Source organism: Streptomyces diastatochromogenes (genome assembly GCF_002242805.1).
GTDB classification, from domain to species: Bacteria; Actinomycetota; Actinomycetes; order Streptomycetales; family Streptomycetaceae; genus Streptomyces; species Streptomyces diastatochromogenes.
The window spans coordinates 1-4,847 of record NZ_MCGQ01000094.1 but is presented as its reverse complement, the minus strand read 5'-3'; the positions used below and the strand labels follow the sequence as shown (position 1 = coordinate 4,847).

Here is a 4,847-nt window from a genome sequence, read left to right as displayed (position 1 = left end):
GGGCGGCGGGTCCGGGTGGGTGGCGCGGGGGCGGCGGGTCCGGGTGGGTGGCGCGGTGGCCGGTCCGGGTGGGGCGGCGGCCGGTCCGAGGGGCGGCGGAAGCCGGTCGGGATGGGGCAGCGGCACGCGGTCCGTATGGGGCGGTGGCCGCCAGCCCGGATGGCATGGCGGCAGCCAGTCCCCATGGGACGGCGGCAGCAAGCCCGCATGGCACGACGGCAGCCGGACGGGATGGGGCAGTGGCCGCCGATCCCCATGGGACAGCGACAGCCGGCTCGGATGGCACCGCAGCAGCCGGTCGGGATGGGGCAGCGGCAGCCGGTCCGCACGGGGCGGTGGCCGCCAGCCCGGATGGCATGGCGGCAGCCAGTCCCCATGGGACGGCGGCAGCAAGCCCGCATGGGACGGCGGCCGCCGGCCCGCATGGGCTCAGTCGGCGGGCGGGAAGTGGTCCTTCTCGACGAAGAACCCTACGTACCTGCCGAAGAGTTCCTCCGTCAGCGGTGGGCAGGTGATGCCCGTGCCGGTCAGTGCGGACTCGGTCTCGGTGGTGTCGAGGGCCGGGTAGAAGGCGTCGGTGTCGGAGGTCATCATCTCGAAGGCGTGCAGCAGCGGGAGCAGCGCGTTGTCCCGGTCCGCGTGCAGCGCCGCCCGCCACTGCTCCCGGTCCGTCTCCGCGAGCCGGTAGCCGAGGCGGCGCAGATACGTCACGCAGTCGGCGAGGCTCAACGAGCCGCGGTTGAACAGGTGGTAGGTACCGCCCGCTCCCGCGGGCCGGGTGGAGATGCCGAGGATCGCGGCGCTGACGTAGTCGACCGGCAGCAGATGGAAGCGGCCCGGGACGCCGGACGGGACGAGCCCCGCCTGGAGCAGGCCCTTGAGGCTGAGCCAGACGAAGTCACGGGTCTGGCAGGCGCCGTTGTCCCGGTCGCCGGAGATCACGTCGACCCGGTACACGGAGACGGGCAGGCCCCGCTCCCGGGCCAGGTCCACGATCTGCTCGCCGACCCACTTGCTGCGCAGATAGCCGCTGGGCAGCGCCTCGGCCGGCCCGGTCGGGTCGGTGACCCTCAGCGGGACGCCCGGGGTGACCGGTCCGTCGAACACGCCGACGGTGGAGACGTGGTGGACCGGGACGGTGCGGTGCCGCGCGGCGAGCCGCAGCACCTCGACCGTGCCGTGCACGTTGGCGTCGCGGAGCGCCCGGTAGGGCTTGAGCCAGTGCACCGAGGCACCCGCGTGGTAGACCGCGTCGACGCGGCGGGCGAGGTCGTCGAACCGGTCCTCGCTCAGGCCGAGCCGCTCCTCGGCGAGGTCTCCGACGACGACGGCGAGCCGCTCCTCGTCCACGTCGTCCCACACCCGGTACCACTCCAGGCTGTCGCGCAGCCGCCGGTGTGCCGCGCGTTCGTCGGCGCCGCGCACCAGGCAGTGGATCCGGGCGGTGGTGGTGCGCATGAGGTCGCGCAGCAGGAAGGCGCCGAGGAAGCCGCTGGCGCCGGTGAGCAGGATCTCCCGCGGTTCGGCCACCGTGCGTACGACCTCGGGTGCCGGACGGATGTCGGCGGGGAGGTGGATGTCGGCGGCGTAGTCCTCGTCGGTGTCGGCGTCCGTGTCGTCCGCGCCGGTGTCCGGGGTGAGTGTGGTGAGCAGGTGTGCGGCCAGGTCGTGCGGGGTCGGGTGGTCGAAGACCACGGTGGCGGGCAGGGTCAGACCGGTCAGCTCCGCGACCCGGTTGCGCAGTTCGACCGAGGTGAGCGAGTCGAGGCCGAGCTGCGGGAAGGAACGGTCGGCGGCAATGTCGTCGGTGCCGGAGCGGCCGAGGACCCGGGCGGTCTCCGTACGCAGGGCGGCGAGGACCTCGGCATGTCGTGCCTCCCGCGTATCCAGGCCGGCCAGCCGGTCACGCAGGGAGGGGCCGGTGTCGGCGGCGCCCTGCGCGGTGCCGCGGCGCGGGACGCGGACCAGTGCGCCGAGTACGGCGGGGACGCGCGGCTGTTCGCGAAGTGCGGCCACGTCCAGCGGGGTGGCCACCGGGTCGGGCCGGCCGAGCCGCAGAGCGAGGTCGAACAGGGCGAGGCCCTGCTCGGTCTCGACCGGGCGGAAGCCGCTGCGGGCGATGCGCCTGAGGTCGGTCTCGGTCAGGTTTCCGGTCAGTTCGGAGGCCTGTGCCCACAGGCCCCAGGCGATGGAGGTGGCGGCCAGGCCGTGGGCGGCGCGGTGCCGGGCGAGCGCGTCGAGGAAGCCGTTGGCGGCGGCGTAGGTGGACTGGCCGGGTCCGCCGACGACCGCGGCGATCGAGGAGAACGTGACGAACGCGGTCAGACCGAGGTCGCGGGTGAGGTCGTGCAGATGCCAGGCCGCGTCCGCCTTCGGCCGCAGTACCGCGGCGAGCCGGTCGGTGGTCTGGGCGGCGACGACACCGTCGTCCAGGACGCCCGCCGTGTGCACCACGCCGCGCAGCGGGTGCTCACCGGGGACGGTGGCCAGGAGGCCGGCGAGGGCGTCCCGGTCGGAGACGTCGCAGGCGGCGACGGTCACGGCGGCGCCGAGCGAGGCCAGTTCGGCGCGCAGCGCCTCGGCCCCGGGTGCCTCGGGGCCGCGCCGGCTGACCAGCAGCAGGTGCCGTATCCCCCGCTCGGTGACCAGATGCCGGGCAAACAGCGCACCGAGGCTGCCCGTGCCACCGGTGATCAGCACGGTGCCGTCGGGGTCCCAGACGGGCGCGGCCGACTCCGTCTGCACCATGCCGTCAAAATCATCGGCCGACGCGGTCGGCACGATGCTGCGGGAGTCCCCGACCGACCCGGTCGGCACGAAGCCGCCGGAGCCTTGAGCAGACGCGGCCCACGCCGGCTGCACGATGCCGTCGAAGTCCCCGACCGACGCGGTCGGTACCGTGCCACCGAACTCCCCGCCCGACAGGGTCGGCGCGTTGCCACCAAAGCCCCCGGCCTGCATGGCGGTTGCTCCGGGCCGCGCCGCGCGGATCAGGCGAGGCACCAGGACCTGCGGGCCGGCGGTGTGCCCAGGGTCGACGGATGGAGTGTCACGCACGGCGACCTGCGGTTCGCCGGAGGCGACGACGGCGGACAGGACGGTGTCCAGACCGGCGGCGTCCGGGTCGGGTACGTCGGCCAGGACGATGCGGCCGGGTGCCTCGGACTGGGCCGAGCGCAGCAGGCCCCAGGCGGCAGCGGCGCCCAGGTCGCGGACGTCCTCGCCCTCGGCGGTGGCGACGGCACCGCTGGTGAGCACGACGAGCGGGAGGTCGTTGAGGGCGTCCTCGGCGAGCCACTGCCGGGCCAGTTCCAGGGCCCGCCCGACGGTGGTGTGCACCGCGTCGGGGGGCGTACTGCCGGGCGGCGAGGCGAGGCGTACCCGTACGGCGTCGATCTGCGCGCCGGCGGACACGGCGGCGGCCAGCGCGGCCGGGCCGGGGTCCGTGCCGTCCGTGGCGAGGTCTGCCCAGTGGAGCTGGGCGGGCGTGAGCGGGCGAGGTGTCCAGTCGACGTGGAACAGCGCGTCGTGGTCGCGGGTGCGGGCGGCGGCGAGCGCGCCGGGGTCCGGCTCGCCCGGGGTGATCGCGGCGACCTCGGCGACCGGCCGGCCGGCCGGGTCGGTCAGGTGCAGCGCCCAGTCACCCGTGTCCGGGTCCGGGATCACCCGGGCCCGCACCTCACGCGCGCCGACCGCGTGCAGTCGTACCCCTCGCCAGCGCAGCGGCGCGCGGGACGGGCCGAGCAGCGGACGCAGGGCGGCGTCGAGGAGCGCGGGATGCAGACCGAAGCCGTCGGCCTGGTCCGCGAGTTCGTCCGGAAGCCGTACCTCGGTGAAGTACTCCCCCGCGTGCTCCCACACCCCGGTCAGGCACTCCAGCAGTTCGGGCGGGTACGAGGTGCCACCGGCGGCGAGCCGCTCGTGCACGTCCTCCGGAGTCAGGGCGGTGGCGTCGGCGGGCGGCCACTGCCGTTCGCCGGGGGTCGCGGGTCCGGTGAGCGGGGCCTGGCCGAGGGTGCCGTGGGCGTGGCGGAGCCATGAGGCGCCGGGGTCCTCGGTGCGCGTGTGCACAGCGAGGGTGCGGCGCCCGGCCGGGTCCGCGGGGCCGACGCGGATCTGCAGGCGCAGGGCGCCCTGGGCGGGCAGTGCGAGGGGTTCGTCGAAGGCGAGGTCGTGGACCTCCGTGCAGCCGGTCTCGTCGGCCGCGTGGATCGCCAGTTCGGCGAGCACCGCGCCCGGGACGACGGGCTGCCCGGCGACGCTGTGTCCCGCGAGCCAGGGATGAGTGCGCGCCGACAGGCTGCCCGTGAACAGCGTCTCGTCACTGTCGCCGAGCGTGAGGGCAGCGCCGAGCAGGGGGTGATCGGCCGTGTCGAGGCCGAGCCCTCCGGTGTCGGCGGCGGACTCGGCGGCGTCGACCCAGTAGCGCCGATGCTGGAAGGGGTAGGTCGGCAGGGGTACGCGGCGGGCGCCGGAGCCGTCGAAGAAGGCTTCCCAGTCCACCGCCGTACCGGAGAGGTGCAGTTCGGCCAGTGTCTCTACGAGGGTGTGCGGCTCGGTACGACCGCGCCGCTGGAGGGCGAGGGCCTGGGTACCGGGGCGGTCGGCGAGGACACCCCGGTTGAGCGCGGTCAGGACACCGTCGGGCCCGATCTCCAGGAAGGTGCGCGTGCCCTGCTCCTCCATCGCGATGACGGCATCGCCGTAGCGGACGGCCTCACGCACCTGCCGTACCCAGTAGTCCGGGTGGCGCAGGTCGTCGCCGGTCGCGGGCCGGCCGGTCAGGGTGGAGACCACCGGGATCTTCGGAGCGTGGAAGGTGACGCTCTTGAGGACGGTGCGGTACT

The 4,847-nt window shown here is 75.0% G+C and carries 1 protein-coding gene; it reads right to left on the bottom strand.

Going from position 1 to position 4,847, the window contains the following annotated elements:
• Nucleotides 1-429 precede the first annotated feature (429 nt).
• Nucleotides 430-4,847, bottom strand: a 4,418-nt coding sequence (locus BEK98_RS50615) for a thioester reductase domain-containing protein (RefSeq protein WP_244202285.1), incomplete at its 5' end; no start/stop codon positions are given.